We start from the raw sequence: 21,546 nt of genomic DNA, 5'->3' as shown, positions 1-21,546 counted from the left end.
ATGCTAGCTGGATTTCCTCCCTTTCAAGGCGAGGAGGCTCTTCTCCTCGGCGGGGGCCTGGCCGCTTGCCCGCTGCGCCCGGAAGTGCCTGCGCGCTTCGTCCTGGCGTTCCTTTTCGGCCCCCGAAGCGATGGCCGCGCGCAAGTGCTCCGGACCGTAGCCGAAGGAATCGACCAGGTCCAGGGCGTGGGGACGGATCTTGACGAGCAGCCTGTTGATATAGGCCCCAACGGTGCGTCCGCGCTGCATGGAAAGGCGGCCGTTCATGAGGTACCAGGACAGGTGCTTTTCGATGAGCGAGAGGCCAAACAGGTCGCGGAGCCATGTCAGCACCTTCAAGGTGCCCGGATCGCCGACCTTGCCGAGGGCTTCCGTGAACGCTTCCCATTGCAGGAGCTCGGCGTGGGCCTGGGCAGCTTCAATCAAATCGTCCTGATGCTGGTTGAACAAGGCGGCGCCCTGATGCTGCGGAAGCTTGTTGGCACCCTTGAGTGCAGCGCCCACCTCCGCCACCATGGACTGCACCCGGTCCGTCAGCAGTGTGCGTTGGCCTTCTTCGTCCCGCAGGGCGAGCGCGGCTTTCTGGACTGATCCCGTGTCCGCCACGAACTGCGCTACTTGCCGCAGGCCGGTGCGGTTGATGGCGACGTCCGCGGCCTGGGCGGCCACGAAGCGGGCAAGCACGCCGAAGTCGACGTTCCGGAACTCTTTGGCGTAGTCGGCCAGGAGGCGCTTGGCGACGAGCTGGAGCAGCACGGTGTTGTCACCCTCGAAAGTGGCGTAGACGTCCAGGTCCGCGCGGAGCGAGGCGAAACGGTTCTCGATAAGGAATCCTGCGCCGCCGCAGGCCTCGCGGCACTCTTGCAGAGTGTCGAGGGCGTGCCAGGTACTCATGGGCTTGAGGGCCGCCGCGAGGGTCTCGAGGTCCTGGCGGTCGGCGTCGGTGTCGTGCCGGCCGGAAAAGACGTCGTCGAACTTCTCGAGGAGCTGCTCGTGTGCGAAGCTCGCCGCAAAGGTGGTGGCAAGCCGGGTGAACAGGCGGCGCTGGTGCCGTTGGTAGTCCAGCAGGACTTCCTCGTCGGTGGGGGATGAGGCGTTGAACTGGCGCCGTTCGGCGGCGTACCGGATGGCGGTCGTTAGGGCCACCTTGCTCGCGGCGACTGCGGCGCCGTCGAGGGAGACGCGGCCCTGGACCAAGGTGCCGAGCATCGTGAAGAATCGCCGACCCGGGCTCGCGACGGGCGAGGTGTACTCGCCTTCGGCGGAGACGTTGCCGTAGCGGTTGAGCAGGTTGGTGCGGGGGACACGGACATCGGTGAAATGCAGGCGCCCGTTGTCGATGCCGTTGAGCCCGCCCTTGATGCCGTCGTCCTCGCCGCCGATTCCGGGCAAGAACTCTTTGGTGTCCGGGTCCCTTAGCTCGACATAGAACGCGTGAACGCCGTGGTTCACGTTGCGGGTCACCAGTTGGGCGAACACGACGGCGGCGAGGCCGTCCTCGGCTGCGTTGCCGATGTAGTCCTTCCACGCGGCACGGAACGGAGTGTTGATGACGAACTCCTGGGTGGACTCGTCGTACGTGGCCGTGGTGGCAATGCTCGCAACATCGGAGCCGTGTCCGGTTTCCGTCATGGCGAAGCAACCGGGGATCTCCAGGCTCATGATCCCGGGCAGCCATTTGCTCTGGTGCTCGTCAGTGCCGAGGTGCATCACCGCTGAACCGAAGAGGCCCCACTGGACCCCGGCCTTGATCTGCAGTGATGGGTCGGCAGTGACGAGCTCCTCGAAGCCGGCGATGTTGCCGCCGTGGTCGTCTGAACCGCCGAGGCTGGCGGGGAAAGCCCGGTGCACGGCGTTGTTGTCCACGAGGTACTTGAGCTGCCCGAATACGCGCTTGCGGTGCTCGGTATGCGTCAAGCCTTCGATCTTGTGTACCTCGGGGCGGCCCGCGAGGTCACGTGCCGTGTGCCGGATGTGGGCCCACTTGCCGAGCAGCAATTCGCCAAGAGCCGCTACATCCACCGTAGGGGCGGGCGCAACAGGCTGCGTGGTTGCAGCCGTTCCCGCGGCCGCCCGGTTGCTGGAGGAGGTGCGGTCCACTACTTCAGTCATGGTGATTCCTTCTTTGGTTCCGAACAACGTGGAGTCATTGCTGATATTCAGGGGAGTTGATCTTGAGTTCCGGGGCGATTCCCACGCACAGCCAATCCGTGATTTGGGCCGCCATGGTTTCCTGGTCGGGCTTTGCTGCGGAGGCGGGACTACCGAGCCACCTCTCGCCGGCGTTGCGGACCAGTCCGATCGCCGCGGTGGGCCAGTAGTCGATCAATGCTTCCTTTTCCGCCCCCAGGTGTTCCCGCATGGGCCGGGCGATCATGTCACTGATCGACTCGAAGAAGTGGCCAAGGGCTCCCGAGGCGGCGATGGCGTCTTGCGCAGAGGGTTCGCCTTGCGAGAGTCGCGTGATGAACGCGTAGACGGCGGGGCTGGACTCCGCCATCTGCAGGTACGCGGAGACCATGGCGAACAGGCCTTCGCGTGGAGTCTGAGCGCTTTCTGCCGCTTCCTTCATTCGCCGTTGCATTTGTCCCAGCACTACTTCGCCCATTGCCTGCTGCAGGCCGGCTTTGTCCCCGAAATAGCGGTAGTACACCGATTTGGAGGTACTGGCGGCCGTCGCGATGTCCTCCATGGAGGCTTCGCTGCCCAGCGAATGGACAGCCTTGCGGGCGGCCTTGATGAGATCGCGCCGGCGCTCTTCGCGGTGGACCTGCCAGCGGGCGGCACGGCCGTCGACGGCGGGAGCCTCGCCGTCCGCGGGCGGCGGGGTCCCGGCGTCGTGTTCGGCAGGAAGTCCGGGGCTGGGGATGTTCACGATACTCAGCGTATCAGGTACGCTGGGTATCAGTAACTCGATGTGATCATAAGGAGAAACGCATGCCTGAAGCAGCACATTCCGCGAGCGCACCACACGAATCCCCGGCAACCCAGGGCACACTCCGCAAAGCCGTGGTGGTTGGCGGGAACAGGATCCCGTTTGCCCGGACCGGCGGCGCCTACACCAAATCGTCAAATCAGGACATGCTGACGGCGGCACTCGACGGGCTGATCGCACGCTTCGGCCTTCAAGAGGAGCGAATCGGTGAGGTCGCCGCAGGAGCCGTCCTGAAGCATTCCCGCGACTTCAACTTGACACGCGAAGCAGTGCTAGGCTCGGCCCTTTCCGCGGAGACGCCTGCCTACGATCTCCAGCAGGCGTGCGCCACCGGCCTTGAGACCGTCCTGGGCCTCGCCAACAAGATCAAGCTGGGCCAGATCGACTCGGCCATCGCCGGTGGGGTCGACTCAGCCTCGGATGCCCCTATTGCCGTGAGCGAGGGCCTCCGCGAAATCCTGCTGGACCTCAATCGCGCCAAGTCCCTGCCCGATCGGCTCAAGGTCCTCGCACGGCTGCGTCCGAAGGACCTCGCCCCGGATGCTCCGAACACGGGGGAACCGCGGACGGGCCTCTCTATGGGAGAACATCAGGCGCTGACCACGGCCCAATGGAAGATCAGCCGTGAAGCGCAGGACGAGATCGCGTTCAATAGCCACCACAACCTGGCCGCGGCCTACGAACGTGGCTTCTTCGATGACCTCGTGACTCCGTACCGCGGGCTGAGCCGTGATTCGAACCTCCGGCCCGATACATCCATGGAGAAGTTGGCCACCCTCAAGCCTGTCTTCGGAAAGAGCCTTGGGGCTGAAGCCACGATGACGGCCGGCAACTCCACGCCGCTCACGGACGGCGCCGCCACGGTGCTCCTCGGCACTGAGGAATGGGCGGACGCCCGGGGACTGCCCAAGCTGGCCGTCGTCGTCGACGGCGAGGCGGCCGCCGTCGATTTCGTCCACGGGAAGGACGGACTCCTCATGGCCCCTGCCTTTGCGGTGCCGCGGCTCCTGGCCCGCAACGGCCTGTCCTTCGAAGACATCGACTTCTTCGAAATCCACGAAGCCTTCGCGGGCACTGTCCTGAGCACGCTCGCCGCGTGGGAAGACGAGGAATTCGGTCGTACCCGGCTGGGATTGGATGGTGCCTTCGGCAAGATCGACCGAGCCAAGCTCAACGTCAACGGCTCGTCCCTCGCCGCCGGACATCCCTTTGCTGCCACCGGCGGACGGATCGTCGCCTCGCTGGCGAAGATGCTCCACGAGAACGGCCCGGTGGACGGCCGGCCCGCCCGTGGACTCATCTCCGTTTGCGCAGCCGGAGGGCAGGGCGTCGTCGCGATCCTTGAGGCCTACTCCGCTCCGGAAGGGCGGTAGGCGGTATGACGGACAAATACGTACAGTTCGTCAGCCACGGGATCGGCAAGGACCTGGCCAAAAGGCTCGGCCTGCCCCAACCTGCCGTGCTCCGGAGGTACAAAGCGGGAGAACCGCTGGTTCCAGGTCCGGTCCTTGTGCTCGGGAGCGGCAACGGGAAAACTGCGGGCGCCGACGAATTGGCTGCCGCCCTGGTGGGCTGGGGCCTCGACGTTCGGCGTTCGGCCTTGCCCAAGGAAAAGCTGGGGGCGATCATCCTGGTGCTTGACGCCGTCGAGCATCCGGAAGAGCTTGCCGGACCGGTTCTCACTGCGGCTCCGTCGCTCCGTGATCTGGCCGCCGGCGCAAGGGTCGTCACGATCTCCCGGACGTCCGCGTCTGCCGCCAGCCCGGCTGTTGCCGCGGTCCGTCAAGGCGTCGACGGCCTGCTGCGTTCCCTCGCCAAGGAACTCCGGGCGGGTGCCACAGCCAACGGTATTCTCCTCGGGGACGGTGCCGGCACCACGAGCCCCAGCACGCTCGGCGCGCTGCGCTTCTTCTTGTCCGGACGGTCCGCGTTCGTGGATGGTCAGTTCCTGACTGTCACTTCAGACACCGGCCGGCTTCCCGCCGACGCCGACAAGCCCTTGGCCGGCAAGGTCGCCGTCGTGACGGGAGCCGCCCGCGGCATCGGAGCGGCGATCGCACGGACCCTGCATCGGGACGGCGCCCGGCTCGTAGTGGTGGATATTCCCGCTGCGGGGGACCACCTCGCCGCCGTCGCCAACGAGGTCCATGGCACTGCCCTGCAATTGGACATCACGGCCGAGGATGCCGGGAGGCGGATCATCGACCACGCGGTGGAACGCCATGGCGGCCTCGATATCGTCATCCACAATGCCGGCATCACCCGGGACAAGCTCCTGGCCAACATGGATGAGGGCCGCTGGAATTCCGTCATCGGCGTGAACATCGCCTCGCAGTTGAGAATCAACGAGGCACTCCTGGGCTCGGACCAGCTCCACAAAACCCCGCGGATCGTGTCAGTGGCCTCCACGAGCGGTATCGCCGGCAATCGCGGGCAGACCAACTATGCTGCGTCCAAAGGGGGAGTGATCGGCATGGTCAGGGCCACGGCGCCCTTGCTGGCGGAACGCGGCGGCTCCATCAACGCGGTCGCACCCGGCTTCATCGAAACCGACATGACCGCCCGGATCCCTTTCGCCACCCGGGAAGTCGCCCGCAGGTTGAACTCGCTGCAGCAGGGCGGCCTGCCCGGGGATGTGGCAGAGGCAATTGCGTTCCTGGCATCGGATGCCGCCGCTGGAATCACCGGAGAAGTGCTCAGGGTCTGCGGACAGAACCTGGTGGGTGCATGACTACGGAACAACCGCTCATCCTGGGGGAGCTGCCGTCCCTTTCGAAGCTGTACGTGAATGCGGCGGCGACGGTGGCACGGCGGAGGGTGATGGGGTTCCAAGCAGCCACCACCCTGCCCCACGGGAGCCACGAGGTCCGCGGGGTGCGGGCCGACGTCGCGAACCTCACCGCGTACCAGCACCTGATCGGCGAGACAGCGAGTGACGCACTGCCGGCCGGCTTCATCCATGCCCTCGCGTTCCCGGTTTCCATGAGCGTGCTGAACCGGGACGACTTCCCGCTTCCCCTGCTGGGGATGATCCATTTGAAGAACCACGTGGAGCAATTGCGGGCAGTTCAGTTCAGTGAGCCGCTCGACGTCCGGTCCTGGGCCGCGGACATGCGCGGCCACAGGGCGGGAACCCAGCTGGACGTCGTCGCCGAAGTCCGGTCGAGCAACGACGGGGCCTTGCTCTGGCGGGGCGTCTCGACGTATTTGGCCAAGGGGGTCTTCCTGCCGGGAGTCGACAAGGCCGCTACGGCCGCCGCTCCGGCTGACTTCACGGCACCCGCACCAACAGCCATCTGGCAGCTCGGCGTGGATACCGGACGCCTTTACGCCGCCGTATCCGGAGACTTCAACCCGATCCACTTGAGCCTCCTCTCGGCCAAAGCGCTCGGCCTGCCGCGGTCGATCGCGCACGGCATGTACCTTGCATCGCGGGCCCTGGCCGACGTTGGCTCGGTGAAATCGGAAGGGTTCCGATGGGACGTGAATTTCGAGGCACCGGTGTTCCTCCCGGCGCGGGTGGCCCTGGAAATCGGCACCGCCCAGTCCGCGTCAGGCTCGTGGGAGCGTTCGGACTACGTGGCCTGGAACCCGCGAAGCGGCAGGAGGCACTTCAGCGGCTCCGTGACGGCGCTGTAGGGTGCCGGTTTCGGGTTCAAGGTTCAATACAGCTACGACGACGGCGGTCACCCACGTGGGAGGCCGCCGTCGCCGTGCCTGGCGGAGCCAGATTCAGAGCCAGGTCCGGAGCCAGGTTTACTGCCGTGGGCGAATTCCCGGTAATGCAATTCAATAAATGTGATGAACGCCGCATTAGTGTCTGAAAACGCAAATTCAAGTTAAACAAACAAGGCCTGGAATTATCATAATTCCAGGCCTTGCAATTGTGCGCGGAGGGGGACTTGAACCCCCACCCCCTTTCGAGGACTAGCACCTCAAGCTAGCGCGTCTGCCATTCCGCCACCCGCGCAGGTGGTGTTCGGAGCCTTCGTTCTGCGCCTCTCGGCGCTTCTCTTTCCTCCGAAGCAGCGAGAAAAACTCTAACACGGTTTCTGGGAAATAAAAAAACTGGAGCCGGGGAGGGTGCTGTCAACGGCAATTGGGCCTCGCCAATCCGCGCCAAAACGCGGGAAAGCGCGCGGCCAAACGGGCATGCGGTGGGTAGGCTGAGGGAAGCGCGCGGGGAGCGTCCGCACCATCTGCCTTCCCGCCGGAGTACGTCCATCCCAGCCAGCAAGGAGAGTTCCATGACTGATATCCGACCCGAGGACGAAGTAGTCCGGATCTGCCAGGAACTCATCCGCATAGACACCTCGAACTTCGGTGACGATTCCGGTCCCGGGGAACGCGTCGCGGCGGAATACACGGCGGCGCTTATCAATGAAGTGGGATTGGACGCCGAAATCTTCGAGTCGGCTCCGGGCCGGGCCAATGTGGTCACCCGGATGGCGGGGGAGGACCCCTCGGCCGGTGCCCTCGTGGTGCACGGCCACCTCGACGTCGTTCCGGCGCTCAAGGACCAGTGGTCCGTGGATCCCTTCAGCGGCGAACTCAAGGACGGACTCATCTGGGGACGCGGCGCTGTGGACATGAAGGACATGGACGCTATGATCCTCTCGGTCATGCGCGACTTCGCCCGCACGGGACGCAAACCCAAGCGGGACATCATCTTCGCGTTCTTCGCCGACGAGGAAGCCGGAGGCAACCACGGTGCGCGCTACGCCGTCGAGCACCGCAGGGAACTCTTCGACGGCGCTACGGAAGCGATCTCCGAAGTGGGTGGCTTCTCGGCCACCATCGGAGGCCAGCGGACCTACTTGCTCCAGACCGCGGAAAAGGGCCTTTCCTGGCTGCGCCTCGTGGCCCACGGCCGAGCCGGGCACGGTTCGCAAATCAACACGGACAACGCGATCACCCGCCTGGCCGGGGCAGTCACCAGAATCGGCGAATATCGCTGGCCGATCGAGCTGACCCCCACCACGCGGCAATTCCTCGACGGCGTGACGGAACTGACCGGCGTCGAGTTCGATCCTGACAACCCCGAGATCCTCCTGAAGGAACTCGGCACCGTCGCGCGCTTCGTGGGGGCCACCCTCCAAAACACCTCGAACCCCACGCTGCTGAGTTCCGGTTACAAGCACAATGTCATTCCCGAATCGGCGGAAGCGCTCGTGGACTGCCGCACGCTCCCGGGCCAGCAGGAACTGGTCTTCGAAACCGTCAAAAAACTTGCCGGCGACGGCGTGGAGGTCAGCTACGTCAACAAGGACGTGTCCCTGGAGGTGCCGTTTGCCGGCAATCTGGTGGACGCCATGATCGACGCGTTGCACACGGAGGACCCCGGCGCCAAGGTGTTGCCGTACACCTTGTCCGGCGGCACCGACAACAAGTCGCTCAGCAAGATCGGCATCACAGGCTACGGGTTCGCCCCGCTGATGCTCCCGGAGGAACTCGATTTCACCGGGATGTTCCACGGGGTTGACGAGCGTGTCCCGGCTGATTCGCTCAAGTTCGGATCCAGGGTGCTCAACACCCTGCTGAGCAACTACTAGGGAGAAGCCTTGACCCCTGAGGAGATCCTGACGGACGAGCTGCTCCACCGCATCCGGGGGCGCGCCGCGGGCTACGACCAGAACAACTCCTTCTTCCACGAAGATCTTGAGGAGCTCGCCGCGGCGGGCTACCTGAAGCTCTTCGTCCCGGAGTCCGACGGCGGACTGGGGCTCGGGCTCGAAGCCGCGGCGGCGCTTCAGCGCCGGTTGGCCACGGCTGCCCCGGCCACGGCGTTGGCCGTCAACATGCACCTTGTCTGGACCGGCGTCGCGCACGTCCTTGCGGCCCGCGGCGACAACTCCCTTGACTATGTCCTTGAGGAGTCAGGACGGGGCGAGGTCTTTGCCTTCGGGATTTCCGAGGCGGGAAATGACTCCATGCTCTTTGATTCAGGCACGACTGCGGAACCGCAGCTGGACGGCGGGTACAGCTTCACCGGGCGGAAGATCTTCACGAGCCTGTCCCCGGCATGGACGCGCCTCGGCATCTTCGGCAAGGACAGCGGCGCACGGGAAGGGAACGGGGAGCTGGTGTTCGGCTTCATCAACCGGGACGCCCCAGGGCACGAGACGCTGAGTGACTGGGACACCCTGGGCATGCGGGCCAGCCAATCGAACACCACGCTCCTGCAGGGTGCCATGGTGCCGCCGGAACGGATCTTCCGGAAGCTGCCGGTGGGCCCAAACCAGGATCCGTTGATCTTCGCGATCTTCGCGTGCTTCGAAACACTGCTTGCCGCGGTCTATACGGGTATCGGGGAGCGGGCATTCACCCTGGCGGTTGAGGCCGTCAAGCGCCGGACCTCGGCCAAGTACGGCGGCCGGAGCTTCTCGCAGGACCCGGACATCCGCTGGAAGATCGCCGACGCCGCCATGTCAATGGATTCCATCCAGCCGCAGTTGGCGTCAGTTGCCCGTGACGTGGATGCGCTGGTTGATCACGGGGCGCAATGGTTCCCCAAGTTCGTGGGGCTCAAGGTGCGCGCCACGGAGAATGCCCGGACCATGGTGGATGTGGCTATCCGGGTTTCCGGAGGCTCAAGCTACTTCCGGGGCTCGGAACTCGAACGGCTGTACCGCGATGTGCTGGCCGGGATCTTCCATCCGTCCAATGACGAATCAGCGCACACCACTGTAGCCAACGCGTGGCTTGGTCCGCTCGAAAGCTGAAACGCTCGGAAGCTGGAGCGGGGAACCCGAAAAACGGCCGTGCTGCTACACGGTGCGTTGTACGTTGAGTACTCTGCGGCGCAGCCAGAACCGGCGACCGCCGCCGATATACAGGATGCTCCGCTCCAGTTCCCACTTGCCATATTCGGAGTGCTCCACGAGCCGACGTCGCGCCTCGGGCAAGGAATCGTCAGGACTAACGGTCAGTACGAGATACTCGTACTGCCTTGCGTAGTCCCGCTGACGCTCCACTGAACTGCTCAGAAATTGTTCTCTCATCCCTCTCCATTTTCGTCTTTTTCGGGCTAACGTGAAGTCATGAGCATCGATCCGCGTGTCGCGCTTCAGTCATTGACAGCCGCCTTAGAAGAGCACCTGATTGCCGCTTCCGCCCGCCGGGGCGAAGGAGATCCCGCTGTGGAGGCAGCGTTTTTCGCCGTCGCAGATGCCTTTGAGGTATATGAGGACTCACTATACGAGGCCTACTCGGAAGTCACACCACTTCAGGTGTTCGACGACGATGAAGAGGATGACGACGAGGAGAACAATGAACTCCTCGATGAAGACGAGCTGGAGATCCTTGATCAGTAGGTTTGATCAGTAGGTTTGATCAGTAGGCCGCGGTTTCAGCTAGCTCAGATCGCTGAAACGTCCTCCAGCGCCCGCGAAATCTCAGCGGGAAGAGGCGAAAGCTGCGCGTCGAGCAACTCCTTGAGCTGGACCGCATTGCGTGCGCCCACTATGGCCGTGGATACGCCCGGCCGGGAGAGCAGCCAGCTCAGCGAAACGTCGACGGCGGAGCGTCCCAATCCGCGCGCGGCCATTGCCACCGCTTCGACAATCCGTGCTCCCCGCGCGTCGAGGTACTTTTCGACGTAGCCGCTAAGGCGGCCCTCCGCCGCACGCGATTCCGCGGGAATCTGGCCACGGTATTTGCCGCTGAGCACCCCGCGGCCGAGGGGTGCCCACGCCATGAGGCCGAGGCCGGCATCCTCGACGGCGGGCACCAGTTCGTCTTCGGGCTTCCTGTGCAGGAGTGAGTATTCGGATTGGTTGGCCACCACGGTGAATCCCGCGACGGCCGCAGCCTTGGCGGTCTGCCAACCGTTGTAGTTGGAGATACCGACGTACCGTGCGCGTCCCGAGCGCAACGCGAGGTCCAGTGCGGAAAGGGTTTCCTCCAGCGGAACGTTGCCGTCCCAAGCGTGCGCGAACCAGATGTCAACGTAGTCGGTTCCCAAGCGGGCGAGGCTGGCGTCGAGCGCGGACAGCATGGACCCGCGGGAGGCATCGACACTGCGCCGGCCGTCCGACGTCGAGACGCCCGCTTTCGTGGAGAGGACAATCTCCGAACGCGCCACGACGTCGCCCAGCATGGAGCCCAGGAGAGCCTCGGCTTGTCCTCCTGCGTAGGAGGCCGCGGTATCGATCATGGTGCCGCCTGCGGCGATGAACGTATGGAGCAGCTCCCGCGCATCCTGTTCGTCCGTTTCTTCCGCCCAGGACATGGTGCCGAGGGAAAGGGTGGACACCCGAAACCCACTGTTGCCGACGTAACGCTGCTGCATAGCTGATAGCTTACGGGGAGATCGCGTAGATCATGACGTAGGGTCTATTCACGTGAACTGGATAGAAGCAGCCTTCCTTGGCCTCGTGCAGGGCCTGACAGAATTCCTTCCGATTTCTTCGAGCGCACACCTGCGAATTGTCGGCTCGTTCCTGCCTAATGCGGCAGATCCCGGAGCTGCTTTCACGGCCATTACCCAGCTGGGCACCGAGACGGCCGTCATTGTCTTCTTTTGGCGCGACATCGTCAGGATTGTGTGCGCCTGGTTCGGATCGCTGCGCGGCAAGGTGGCCAGGGACGATCCCGACGCGCGGATGGGTTGGTTGGTCATCCTTGGCAGCCTGCCCATCATTGTGCTCGGCCTGCTCTTCCAGGACCAGATCGAATCCGTGCTGCGCAGCCTCTGGATCGTCGCCACGATGCTCATCGTCTTCGGCATGATCCTCGCGGTGGCCGACGCCGTTGGCAAGCAGGAGCGCGAGCTGAGCCAATTGACCTTCAAGCACGGCATTCTTTACGGTCTGGCCCAGGCCATGGCGCTCATCCCGGGCGTCTCCCGCTCCGGCGGAACCATCACAGCCGGCCTCTTGATGGGGTATACACGAGAAGCTGCCGCACGGTATTCGTTCCTGCTCGCCATACCCGCTGTCTTCGGCAGCGGCCTCTACCAGCTGTACAAGGTGGTGTCCAAGGAAGGAATCACCGGACCTTTCGGTCTTCCGGAAACGGCCCTGGCCACGGTCATTGCCTTCGTTGTGGGCTTCATCATCATTGGCTGGTTCCTCAAATTCATTTCAACCCACAGCTACCGTGTCTTTGTGTGGTACCGCATTCTCCTCGGACTCGCCCTCTATGTATTGCTCGGTTTCAATGTCATCAGCGCCTAGCACTATGGTTGAGGCTGTGAAATCGTGGATCTCCCGCCCTGTGCCTGAACTACCCGGCAGCATGCCCCCGTTGAGGCTGTTCGATACCGCCCTCAGGGCCCTCGTGGAGGTCGAGCCACGCGCGGAGCAATCCATGTACGTCTGCGGCATCACGCCCTACGACGCCACCCACATGGGCCACGCGGCCAGCTACGTCGCCTTCGACCTGCTCAACCGGGCATGGCGCGACAGCGGCCAGCGGGTTGCGTACGTCCAGAACGTCACCGACGTCGACGATCCCCTCCTGGAGCGCGCCACCGCCACCGGCGTTGACTGGCGGGAGTTGGCGGCGAGCCAGATTGAGCTCTTTCAGACCGACATGGACGCCCTCAATGTGCTCGCTCCCAGCCACTACATCGGGGCCGTCGAGGCGATCCCGATGATTGTCCCGGCCATCGAGAAGTTGATCGCGGACGAGCTCGCCTACCGCGTGCACGGCACCGGCGGCGAACCTGACGGTGACGTCTATTACGACGTCGAGGCGGCCGGCAAGGCCTCGGATAGCCCGGACGCGTGGACCCTTGGTGACATCTCAGGGCTCGGCGAAGTGGAAATGTTGGAGCTCTTCGCAGAACGCGGCGGCGATCCCGGCCGTTCCGGCAAGCGGAATCCCCTTGATCCTTTGCTTTGGCGCGTTGCCCGCGACGGCGAGCCTAGCTGGCCCGGTGCAAGCCTCGGTGACGGACGTCCCGGCTGGCATATTGAATGTACGGTCATCGCCCAGAAGTACCTTCCGGCTCCCTTCACGGTGCAGGGCGGCGGATCGGACCTCGTCTTCCCGCACCACGAAATGGGTGCCGGACACGCGTATTCGCTCAGCGGCGTTCCCTTGGCCCGCCACTATGCACACGCCGGAATGGTCGGCCTGGACGGCGAAAAGATGAGCAAGTCCAAGGGCAACCTGGTCCTTGTGTCCAAGCTCCGTGCCGCGGGCGAAGAACCTGCCGCAATCCGCCTGGCGATCCTGGCCCACCACTACCGTTCGGATTGGTCCTGGGCCGATGAAGGTTTCGCCCAGGCCAAGGAACGGCTCAACACGTGGCGTGCCGCCCGGGACATTGCTCCCGAGGGGACAGCGGCGGAACTGCTGACGCGGATGCGTGCCGAGCTGGCCAACGACCTCAATGCTCCCGGCGCGATCGCCGCCGTGGACGCCTGGGCCGCCGCAGCCCTCAGCAACGCGCACCGAGCCAATCCTGAGGGGGCCCAGCCCAGCGCGATGGACAGCGCCCTGGTGAGCGACGCGATCAACGGATTGCTCGGCGTCGAGCTCTAATATCTAAACAACGCGGGGTCACTTACGGCCCATAATGTCCCCTTGGACGGGCCGTAAGTGACCCCGCGTTGGGTTAGGGCTTTTCCTTGCCCCTGCGCTTGAGGTAGCGCTCGAATTCGCGCGCGATCGATTCGCCACTGGCCTCCGGCAGGTCAGCCGTGTCCTTGGCCTCTTCAAGCTGCCGCACGTAGGCGGCGATTTCGGGGTCTTCAATGGCCAATTCGTCCACACCGCGCTCCCACGCCTCGGATTCCTCGTTGAGGGCGTGGGTGTCCAGCGGCACCTGGAGCAGATCCTCGATCCTGTTCAGGATGGCCAGTTGCGCCTTGGGGGAGGGCGGCTGCGCGACATAGTGGGGCACGGCCGCCCACAGCGACACCGTGGGCAAGCCCGCGAGCAGGGCGAACTCCGCCAGCACGCCCACAATGCCTACCGGACCCTCGTACTGCGAAGCCTCCAGGTTCAAGCGCTGCCGCAATCCGCTGTCGTCCGAGGTGGTGCTGACGGGGATCGGGCGGCTGTGCGGGACATCGGCCAGGAGGGCGCCGATCAGCACAACGTAGTCGACCTTGAGCGTTTCGGCGTGGACCAGAAGCTCGGCCGTGTAGGCCCTCCAGCGATAGGAAGGTTCGGTGCCGAGTACGAACACGACATCGACGTTGCTGTCCGGGACGCTGGCCTTGTACAGGCGCGTGGAAGGCCATTTCACCTTGCGGGTTCCGGCTGCGGTGCGACGCACCGTCGGCCGGGTGAACTGGAAGTCGTAATAGTCGTCGGCATCAACGGATGCCACTTTCTTTCCTTGCCACAACTTGTTCAAGTAGTGCAGGGAATCGCTGGCCGCCTCGCCGGCGTCGTTCCAACCCTCGAACGCCGCGAGCATCACGGTGATGCGCTGGCCTTCGGCTACAGGCTGGAGAAGGCGCTCAGGCTCCGGTGAAGTGGCCTGTCCGTCAGGGGCTCCGTCCAAACTGTTCATTCACTCACCCTACGTCCAACACCGCCACGGATGCATGGCGTAAGGGGACCGGCGTGGCCATACTTCGCCCCGGGCGTAGAGCGGCAATTGCCGTGCCTCCTTCCACGTAGACTTTAGGCATGCTTGCTTCAGCCACCCAGCCCTTTGTAAAAGCCGAGCTCAAAGCCGCGCTATGGGACATGGATGGCACCCTGGTGGACACCGAGCCGTACTGGATTGCTGCAGAGCGCACCCTCGTGGAGTCCCACGGCGGCGCCTGGAGCCATGAACAAGCCATGCAGCTTGTAGGGCAGTCATTGATGCACTCGGCCGGCATCCTCCAAAGGGCTGGAGTGAACCTCGAAAAGCGGGAGATCGTTGACTCCTTGAGCGCCCAGGTCATCGACCGTCTCCGCATCGAGGTTCCGTGGCGGCCTGGAGCCAAGGAATTGCTTGACGAGCTGTATCAATCCGGCGTCCGCTGCGCCCTCGTGACGATGTCCGAAGGCCCGATGGCGCGGGAAGTCGTCGCCAACCTCCCCAAGCCCTACTTCGAGTTCCTCATCACGGGGGACACCGTCAGCCAAGGAAAGCCCCACCCGGAGGCTTACCTCGCCGCCGTCGAGCGGCTCCAGGACACGGATCCCGCGCTGACCGTGGATCACTGCGTCGCTCTCGAGGATTCCGTCCCCGGCGTTGCGTCCGCGATCGCCTCCGGAGTGGTCACGGTCGGAATTCCACACCAGATGCCACTGCCCGGGGACCCCCGCCGGGCAACCTGGGACACCCTCGAGGGACGCAAGGTCGCCGACCTTGAGGCGCTTGTCGCCGCCCGCGCTTCCGCCAACATGCCGGCCGCGGCTTTCCTTGGACAGGCAAACTAAGTGAGTACTCCCCGGAACGGTGGCCACAGCACCCGTAGCGGCAGGAAGGACGGGATTCCACTCGGCCGCATCGCGGGAATCCCCGTGTACCTCGCCTACTCCTGGTTCATCATCGCCGCGTTCACGGTGATCGTCTATGGACCTGCGCTGCTGATTCGAAACCACTCCTTGGGAATCGGCGCCTACTTTGTTGCCTTCGCTTATGCGGTGCTACTTGCCCTTTCCGTGCTGGTCCACGAGCTCGCCCACGCCTTGAGCGCCAAGGCCTTCAAATGGCCCACGGAGAAGATCGTTTTGAATCTCTGGGGCGGGCACACCCAGTTCGAGAGCTTCATCGCCTCCCCGGGCCGCTCTGTGCTTGTCGCCTTGGCGGGGCCCGCCGCGAACTTTGTCCTTGCGGGCGGGGCTTGGCTATTGCTGCAGGCTGGTGTCTTCACCGGGGTATGGGACACGCTGACGAACATCCTCATGTGGGCAAATCTGCTGATCGGCGTCTTCAATGTCCTGCCCGGCCTGCCGCTTGACGGGGGTCGTTTGGTGGAGTCCGCGGTTTGGAAAGTGACGGGCAGCCAGGAAAAGGGGACGGTGGCGGCTGGCTGGGCCGGACGGGTCATCGTGATCGTCCTGGTTGTTTGGTTCGTCGTGCTGCCCGTGCTGAGTGGCAATGCGCCCGATCTCAGCCTGATGCTCGTCACTTTCCTTGTCTGCAGCTTCCTCTGGATGGGCGCTTCGGGCGCGATCAAGCAGGCGACGCTCCGTCGGCGCCTCCCCTCGGTGAGTGCCGCCGCCTTGGCCGAACCCGCCGTCGGAATTCCGAACTCGGCCACGGTCGCCGACGTGCTGCGCGTGGCACCCTACGGTACGCCCGCCGTCGTAATCTGCGGACCGGATGGCCGGCCACAAGGTCTGGTCGATCCGGCTGCGACCGCAGCCGTGCCGGCCTCCGAGGTATCCACAACCTTCGTGACCGCGGTTTCCACCCCGCTCGCCGACGGGGCCTACGTGCCCTGGACGTCCAGCGGCCAGGAACTGATCCAGTATTTGGCGCAGCTCAGCGGCGCCGAATACGCGGTCGTGGATGAAGCCGGCACAGTCATGGGCCTGTTGCGGCAGCAGGCCGTAGTGACAGCCATTACAGGTAAAGTAGCCCGACGGAGCGGACGCCCGTAGGACCTTCCCGGTAGAGTTACCTGCCGGTCGTGAATTAACCCGGCCGGCAGTGCGCATCACTCAGCAGTAACTGCGGCAACAAATGACGGCCCAGCCGTACAGGAGCGAGGAAACACCCATGAGCAGCGAAACCGCCGCCAACTACACGGCCACCGGCGCCGCCAACACCGCCATCCAGCCGACTGGTGCGGCACGGCGCCGAGGGCCGTTCCGTGTGGGCGAGCGGGTTCAACTCACTGATGAACGCGGCCGCATGAACACCATCACCTTGGAGGAAGGCGGCGCCTTCCATACGCACCGCGGCTTCCTGAACCACGACGAAATCATTGGCCAGGTTGACGGTTCCGTGGTCGCCAACAACATCGGCCAGCAGTACCAGACGCTGCGCCCGTTGCTCTCGGACTTCGTGTTGTCCATGCCCCGCGGTGCAGCAGTGGTCTACCCCAAGGACGCCGGCCAGATCGTCACCATGGCCGATATCTTCCCGGGTGCACGCGTTGTGGAAGCCGGCGTTGGTTCCGGCGCCCTTTCGATCTCCCTGCTTCGTGCAGTGGGCGACAACGGTTACCTGCACTCTTTCGAGCGTCGGGAAGAATTCGCCGACATCGCCCGCGGCAACGTGGAAACCATTTTCGGCGGTCCGCACCCGGCCTGGAAGATTTCGCTCGGCGACTTCCAGGAGGAAGTTGTCCGCAGCGAAGAGCCCGGATCCGTGGACCGCGTGGTGCTGGACATGCTCGCTCCTTGGGAATGCCTCGACGCCGTAGCCACCGTTTTGGCCCCGGGCGGCGTGTGGATCAACTACGTGGCCACCGTGACCCAGCTCTCCCGTACCGCCGAAGCGATCCGCGCCGACGGCCGTTTCACGGAACCGGACGCCTGGGAGTCCATGGTGCGCGGCTGGCACCTTGAGGGCCTCGCTGTCCGTCCCGACCACCGCATGGTGGCCCACACCGGCTTCCTTTTGGTGACTCGTCGCCTCGCCGACGGCGTGACCGGAATCTCCGTCAAACGGCGACCGTCCAAGACCGAGTTCAGCGAAGAGGACCTGAATGCCTGGACTCCGGGGGCGGTAGGAGAGCGTGCGGTTTCCGACAAGAAACTGCGTCGGGCCGCGCGGGATGCGATTGCCGGCACCAACGTCAAGGACGACCCCACACCCGCTCCCTAGGGAAAGATCACAAACTGGTCCGCATTCCGGATGTCACAGGTTACCCAACGCTTTTGAGGGCTAAGGTCTATTTATAGAAAGCGGGAAGGAGCTGATGCTTCGTGGATACGTCGAACAATGACTTCGGGCGAACAACGCCGGAGGAGCCATCGAACAAGGCTGTGACTGAAGGAAAAGCGGGACACGGGGGTGGGGCAATCCAACCGGTGGAAGACTCCGCGGAACTCACTGTCGCGGAACGCCAGATAAACATCCTTCGAGACAAACTGCGCCATATCGACCGTCAGCTTGCCGCCGCCACCCAGAACAACACCAAGCTCGTGACCATGCTGGAGACGGCGAAGGCCGAAATCCTGCGACTCAAAGGCGCCCTCGAGCAGGACGGTCAACCACCGTACAGCTTCGGGACCATCCTGCAGATCAATCCAAGGCGCCAGCCGACTGCAGGCAGCACCGGCCAGGCGGCCACCGAGGAATCGGTCGACATCTTCAATGCCGGCCGCAAGATGCGCGTGGGCGTCAGCCCGCTCGTGAACATCAACCAGCTGGCCGTTGGGCAGGAAGTCCTCCTCAATGAGGCCCTCCTCGTGGTGACAGGCCTGGGCTACGAACGGGCAGGCGAACTTGTCACGCTCAAGGAAATGCTGGGCACGGACCGCGCCCTCGTCGTGGGCAGGGCCGATGAAGAGCGGGTAGTCAGGCTCTCAGGCGCATTGCAGAAGGTGCACCTGCGCGTCGGCGATGCTTTGTCGCTCGATTCCCGCACGGGCTACGCACTGGAGAAGGTGCCCCGGGCAGAGGTCGAAAACCTGGTCCTCGAGGAAGTCCCGGATATTACGTACGAAGACATCGGCGGCCTGGGCCCGCAAATCGAACAGATCCGCGACGCGGTGGAACTGCCGTTCCTGCACCCGGACCTGTACCGCGAACACGGTCTCAAAGCCCCCAAGGGCATCCTGCTTTACGGCCCTCCGGGTTGCGGCAAGACGCTGATCGCGAAGGCCGTTGCCAACTCGCTCGCCGCCCGCGCCTCCGAACGGGCCGGCAACGTAGACCTGAAGAGCTATTTCCTGAACATCAAGGGGCCTGAACTCCTTGACAAATACGTCGGCGAAACAGAGCGGCACATCCGCCTGATCTTTGCGCGTGCCAGGGAGAAGGCCTCAGATGGCAGCCCGGTGGTGGTGTTCTTCGACGAGATGGACTCGCTGTTCCGCACCCGTGGCACCGGGGTGTCCTCCGACGTCGAAACAACCATCGTCCCTCAGCTCCTGAGCGAGATCGACGGCGTCGAACGGCTCGACAACGTCATCGTGATCGGCGCCTCGAACCGTGAGGACATGATCGATCCGGCTATTCTTCGTCCCGGGCGGCTTGACGTGAAGGTCAAGATCCAGCGGCCGGACGCCGAAGCGGCCGCCGACATTTTCGCCAAGTACATCACCACCGACCTTCCGTTCCACGCGACGGATCTGGCGGAGCACGGCGGCGACGTCCAGGCCACAGTCGACGCCATCATCCAGCGCACCGTTGAAGCCATGTATTCGACCGAGAAGTCCAACGAGTATCTCGAAGTCACTTACGCCAATGGCGATACCGAGATGCTCTACTTCAAGGACTTCAACTCCGGCGCGGTGGTCCAGAACGTCGTGGACCGGGCCAAGAAGTACGCCATTAAGGATCTCCTGCTGACCCAGCAGAAGGGCCTTCGGATCGACCACTTCCTGCGCGCCGTCGTCGACGAATTCCGCGAACACGAGGACATGCCTAACACCACCAATCCGGATGACTGGGCACGCATCTCGGGCAAGAAGGGCGAACGCATCACTTACATCCGTACCATCGTCCAGGGCAAGGCCGGCCAGGAGCCCGGGAAGTCGATCGAAACGACTCCCAACACCGGCCAGTACCTGTGACGGCCCGGCCGGAAGGCCTGCCTTCGGACAAGCTTCCCGCGGGCGGGGCCATGCGGGTCATGGGTTCGGAAACTGAATACGGTATCCACGCGCCCTCCGCGCCAGGAGCGAACGCCACGATGATGTCCGCGCGGATCATCCAGGCCTACGCGAACCTGACGCGCCAGCGGGCCGCCGGGGGCGCTGAAACCCGCTGGGACTACACGGATGAAGAGCCCCTGCACGATGCCCGCGGTTGGACACTCGAGCGCAGTGCAGCAGATCCGAGCCAGCTGACTGACAGGCCTCCCGTGCTCGACGCCGAGGCCGTCGCCTTGGCGTACGGGCGGCAGGAGCTGGAAGCCGACGGCGGCGACGAGTCAGGATCGTTGCTCATGAACATGGTCCTTGGCAACGGGGCCCGGCTGTACGTGGACCATGCCCATCCGGAATATTCCAGTCCCGAGGTCACGAATCCCCGGGACATCGTCGTGTGGGACGCGGCCGGCGACCTCGTTGCCCTGGCCACGGTTCGGAAGGTGGCGGCCGACCCTGATCTGCCGGCCATCAACCTGTACAAGAACAACACCGACAACAAATCGGTGTCCTACGGTTCCCACGAGAACTACCTCATGCCGCGTTCGGTCCCTTTCGGGGATATTGTCCGCGGCTTGACGCCGTTCTTCGTCACGCGCCAGGTGATCTGCGGCGCCGGGCGGCTCGGCAAGGGCCAGGACGGTTCGACGCCAGGATTCCAGATCAGCCAGCGTGCGGATTTCTTCGAAGCCGAGGTAGGGCTGGAAACCACCATCAGGCGTCCGATTATCAATACCCGGGATGAACCGCATGCCACCGCGGACAAATACCGGCGCCTGCATGTGATCATCGGCGACGCCAACCTGAGCCAGGTCTCGAACTACTTGAAGTTCGGCACGACGGCGTTGGTCCTGAGCCTTATCGAAGCCGGCCAGGCTCCGAAGATAGAAGTACATGAGCCCGTGGCAGGCCTGCAGGCAATCAGCCACGACACTTCCCTGACTGCCATGGTCAGGCTTCTCGACGGACGGCGCGTAACAGCCCTGGATATCCAGTGGATGTACTACGAGGCAGCGGCCAAACTTGGCCAGGAAACCGGGGTCTCGGATTCCTTCAGCGGAGACGGCCACACCCGCGATGTCCTGGAACGGTGGGAGTCGACGTTGGGGCTCTTGGGGAGCAATCCCGCAGGTGCCGCGTCTTCGGTCGAATGGCTGGCCAAAATGTCCCTGCTTGATGGCTACCGGAACCGTGACGGCCTCGAATGGAATGACGCCCGCCTGGGCCTCGTCGATTTGCAGTGGTCCGATGTGCGGCCCGAAAAGGGCCTGTACTACCGCATGCTTTCCCGCGACCGCATGCAGACGATCGTCGACGACGCCACGATCAGCCGTGCTGTCGTCGAACCGCCATCGGACACCCGTGCATTTTTCCGGGGGAAGTGCGTTTCGAGCTTTGGCAAGGACGTGGTCGGCGCGAGCTGGGATTCGGTCATCTTCGACGTTCCGGGCATCGGAAAACTGCAGCGGGTGCCCACCCGGGAACCGCTCCGCGGCACGGAAGCACTCACCGGACGGCTGTTCCGGAAACACGACACAGCGGGCGCATTCCTCCGTGAATTGCTCGGCCTGGACCCGGCCCCGCCGGCCTGATCGGGCAGTTGGCTAGAGCCCGCCAAACGGGCCCTTAAAACCGCAGCGTCGCGGCCCGCCCCGTGGCAGTATGGCATTACAGGAAGTCCCCGTGACGGGGATGGACAGAATGGAGAAGGAAATGGCAGCTCAGGAGCATCAGCAACCGCAGTCGCGGGACGTCGAGGCAGAAGCCGACGCCCCCGAGGCACCGCCCGCGGCGCCAGAGGCACAGGCCTCGGTCGCCACGCAGGGCGTGGACGATCTCCTCGACGAAATCGACGGCGTGCTTGAATCGAACGCCGAAGAGTTCGTCAGGGCATTTGTGCAAAAGGGCGGCCAGTAGCCAGCCGCCAGCTAAGCCAAGGGCCCGGC

19 protein-coding genes and 1 tRNA gene are annotated in these 21,546 nt (G+C 64.1%); 14 read left to right on the top strand and 6 right to left on the bottom strand.

Annotation, left to right across the window (positions count from 1 at the left end; genetic code table 11):
* Nucleotides 1–3: 3 nt before the first annotated feature.
* Together ABEA18_RS19185 and ABEA18_RS19180 are read right to left on the bottom strand one after the other, a co-directional pair.
* A complete protein-coding gene (locus tag ABEA18_RS19185; protein WP_345451808.1) occupies nucleotides 4–2,112 on the bottom strand; it encodes an acyl-CoA dehydrogenase family protein in 2,109 nt (702 codons plus the stop codon).
* A 34-nt stretch (nucleotides 2,113–2,146) separates the two neighbouring features.
* Entirely contained in the window at nucleotides 2,147–2,869 is a 723-nt protein-coding gene (locus ABEA18_RS19180; protein ID WP_345452208.1) for a TetR family transcriptional regulator, read from the bottom strand.
* A 68-nt stretch (nucleotides 2,870–2,937) separates the two neighbouring features.
* Here ABEA18_RS19180 and ABEA18_RS19175 point away from each other — a divergent pair, with 68 nt between their 5' ends.
* Genes ABEA18_RS19175 through ABEA18_RS19165 form a run of 3 tightly spaced genes read left to right on the top strand, consistent with a single transcriptional unit; the run spans nucleotide 2,938 to nucleotide 6,574 of the window.
* Nucleotides 2,938–4,308: an acetyl-CoA C-acetyltransferase gene (locus tag ABEA18_RS19175; protein ID WP_345451806.1), complete on the top strand. Its 1,371-nt coding sequence runs from the start codon at nucleotides 2,938–2,940 to the stop codon at nucleotides 4,306–4,308.
* 5 nt (nucleotides 4,309–4,313) lie between these two features.
* Nucleotides 4,314–5,666, top strand: coding sequence for a 3-oxoacyl-ACP reductase (locus ABEA18_RS19170; protein ID WP_345451804.1), 1,353 nt, complete (start codon nucleotides 4,314–4,316; stop codon nucleotides 5,664–5,666).
* The gene (locus tag ABEA18_RS19165; protein WP_345451802.1) at nucleotides 5,663–6,574 is read left to right on the top strand and encodes a MaoC family dehydratase; all 912 of its coding nucleotides are present in this window, start codon (nucleotides 5,663–5,665) and stop codon (nucleotides 6,572–6,574) included. The genes ABEA18_RS19170 and ABEA18_RS19165 overlap by 4 nt, the downstream gene beginning before the upstream one ends.
* A 248-nt stretch (nucleotides 6,575–6,822) precedes the next feature.
* On the opposite strand, the gene ABEA18_RS19160 is transcribed toward ABEA18_RS19165, so the two are convergent.
* A tRNA-Leu gene (locus ABEA18_RS19160) sits at nucleotides 6,823–6,905 on the bottom strand.
* Nucleotides 6,906–7,182: 277 nt separating this feature from the next.
* Here ABEA18_RS19160 and ABEA18_RS19155 point away from each other — a divergent pair.
* Nucleotides 7,183–8,487, top strand: a complete 1,305-nt coding sequence (locus ABEA18_RS19155; protein WP_345451800.1) for a M20/M25/M40 family metallo-hydrolase — start codon at nucleotides 7,183–7,185, stop codon at nucleotides 8,485–8,487.
* Between the two features lie 9 nt (nucleotides 8,488–8,496).
* Complete coding sequence (locus tag ABEA18_RS19150) at nucleotides 8,497–9,657, top strand: acyl-CoA dehydrogenase family protein (RefSeq protein WP_345451798.1); 1,161 nt, start codon at nucleotides 8,497–8,499, stop codon at nucleotides 9,655–9,657.
* Nucleotides 9,658–9,702: 45 nt separating this feature from the next.
* Here the strand turns inward: ABEA18_RS19150 and ABEA18_RS19145 are convergent, their stop codons facing one another.
* The gene (locus ABEA18_RS19145) at nucleotides 9,703–9,936 is read right to left on the bottom strand and encodes a DUF5703 family protein (RefSeq protein WP_059389241.1); all 234 of its coding nucleotides are present in this window, start codon (nucleotides 9,934–9,936) and stop codon (nucleotides 9,703–9,705) included.
* A gap of 39 nt (nucleotides 9,937–9,975) precedes the next feature.
* Here ABEA18_RS19145 and ABEA18_RS19140 point away from each other — a divergent pair, with 39 nt between their 5' ends.
* Nucleotides 9,976–10,248: a hypothetical protein gene (locus tag ABEA18_RS19140; RefSeq protein ID WP_236811050.1), complete on the top strand. Its 273-nt coding sequence runs from the start codon at nucleotides 9,976–9,978 to the stop codon at nucleotides 10,246–10,248.
* 44 nt (nucleotides 10,249–10,292) lie between these two features.
* Here the strand turns inward: ABEA18_RS19140 and ABEA18_RS19135 are convergent, their stop codons facing one another.
* Nucleotides 10,293–11,225, bottom strand: a complete 933-nt coding sequence (locus tag ABEA18_RS19135) for an aldo/keto reductase (RefSeq protein ID WP_345451795.1) — start codon at nucleotides 11,223–11,225, stop codon at nucleotides 10,293–10,295.
* A 52-nt stretch (nucleotides 11,226–11,277) separates the two neighbouring features.
* Here ABEA18_RS19135 and ABEA18_RS19130 point away from each other — a divergent pair, with 52 nt between their 5' ends.
* Nucleotides 11,278–12,111: an undecaprenyl-diphosphate phosphatase gene (locus tag ABEA18_RS19130; protein WP_345451793.1), complete on the top strand. Its 834-nt coding sequence runs from the start codon at nucleotides 11,278–11,280 to the stop codon at nucleotides 12,109–12,111.
* Nucleotides 12,112–12,127: 16 nt separating this feature from the next.
* A complete protein-coding gene (gene mshC, locus ABEA18_RS19125) occupies nucleotides 12,128–13,426 on the top strand; it encodes a cysteine--1-D-myo-inosityl 2-amino-2-deoxy-alpha-D-glucopyranoside ligase (RefSeq protein WP_345451791.1) in 1,299 nt (432 codons plus the stop codon).
* Between the two features lie 73 nt (nucleotides 13,427–13,499).
* Here the strand turns inward: mshC and ABEA18_RS19120 are convergent, their stop codons facing one another.
* The gene (locus tag ABEA18_RS19120) at nucleotides 13,500–14,405 is read right to left on the bottom strand and encodes a PAC2 family protein (protein WP_345451789.1); all 906 of its coding nucleotides are present in this window, start codon (nucleotides 14,403–14,405) and stop codon (nucleotides 13,500–13,502) included.
* Nucleotides 14,406–14,524: 119 nt separating this feature from the next.
* Between ABEA18_RS19120 and ABEA18_RS19115 the strand changes: the two genes are divergently transcribed.
* The 6 genes from ABEA18_RS19115 to ABEA18_RS19090 all read left to right on the top strand — a co-directional run bounded on the left by ABEA18_RS19115 (nucleotide 14,525) and on the right by ABEA18_RS19090 (nucleotide 21,517).
* Nucleotides 14,525–15,268 (top strand): HAD family hydrolase, encoded by a 744-nt coding sequence (locus tag ABEA18_RS19115; protein ID WP_345451787.1) that lies wholly within the window; start codon nucleotides 14,525–14,527, stop codon nucleotides 15,266–15,268.
* Nucleotides 15,269–16,438 (top strand): site-2 protease family protein, encoded by a 1,170-nt coding sequence (locus ABEA18_RS19110; RefSeq protein WP_345451785.1) that lies wholly within the window; start codon nucleotides 15,269–15,271, stop codon nucleotides 16,436–16,438.
* A gap of 118 nt (nucleotides 16,439–16,556) precedes the next feature.
* Entirely contained in the window at nucleotides 16,557–17,609 is a 1,053-nt protein-coding gene (locus tag ABEA18_RS19105; protein WP_345451783.1) for a tRNA (adenine-N1)-methyltransferase, read from the top strand.
* 101 nt (nucleotides 17,610–17,710) lie between these two features.
* On the top strand, nucleotides 17,711–19,525 hold the full coding sequence (gene arc, locus ABEA18_RS19100) for a proteasome ATPase (RefSeq protein ID WP_345451780.1): 1,815 nt from the start codon (nucleotides 17,711–17,713) through the stop codon (nucleotides 19,523–19,525).
* Nucleotides 19,526–19,575: 50 nt separating this feature from the next.
* Nucleotides 19,576–21,192, top strand: coding sequence for a depupylase/deamidase Dop (dop, locus tag ABEA18_RS19095; protein WP_345452205.1), 1,617 nt, complete (start codon nucleotides 19,576–19,578; stop codon nucleotides 21,190–21,192).
* A gap of 121 nt (nucleotides 21,193–21,313) precedes the next feature.
* Entirely contained in the window at nucleotides 21,314–21,517 is a 204-nt protein-coding gene (locus ABEA18_RS19090) for a ubiquitin-like protein Pup (protein WP_345451778.1), read from the top strand.
* The last annotated feature ends 29 nt before the right edge of the window (nucleotides 21,518–21,546 follow it).

The organism is Arthrobacter gyeryongensis (genome assembly GCF_039543785.1).
Lineage (GTDB): Bacteria > Actinomycetota > Actinomycetes > Actinomycetales > Micrococcaceae > Arthrobacter > Arthrobacter gyeryongensis.
This window is presented reverse-complemented; position numbering and strand designations above follow the sequence as displayed.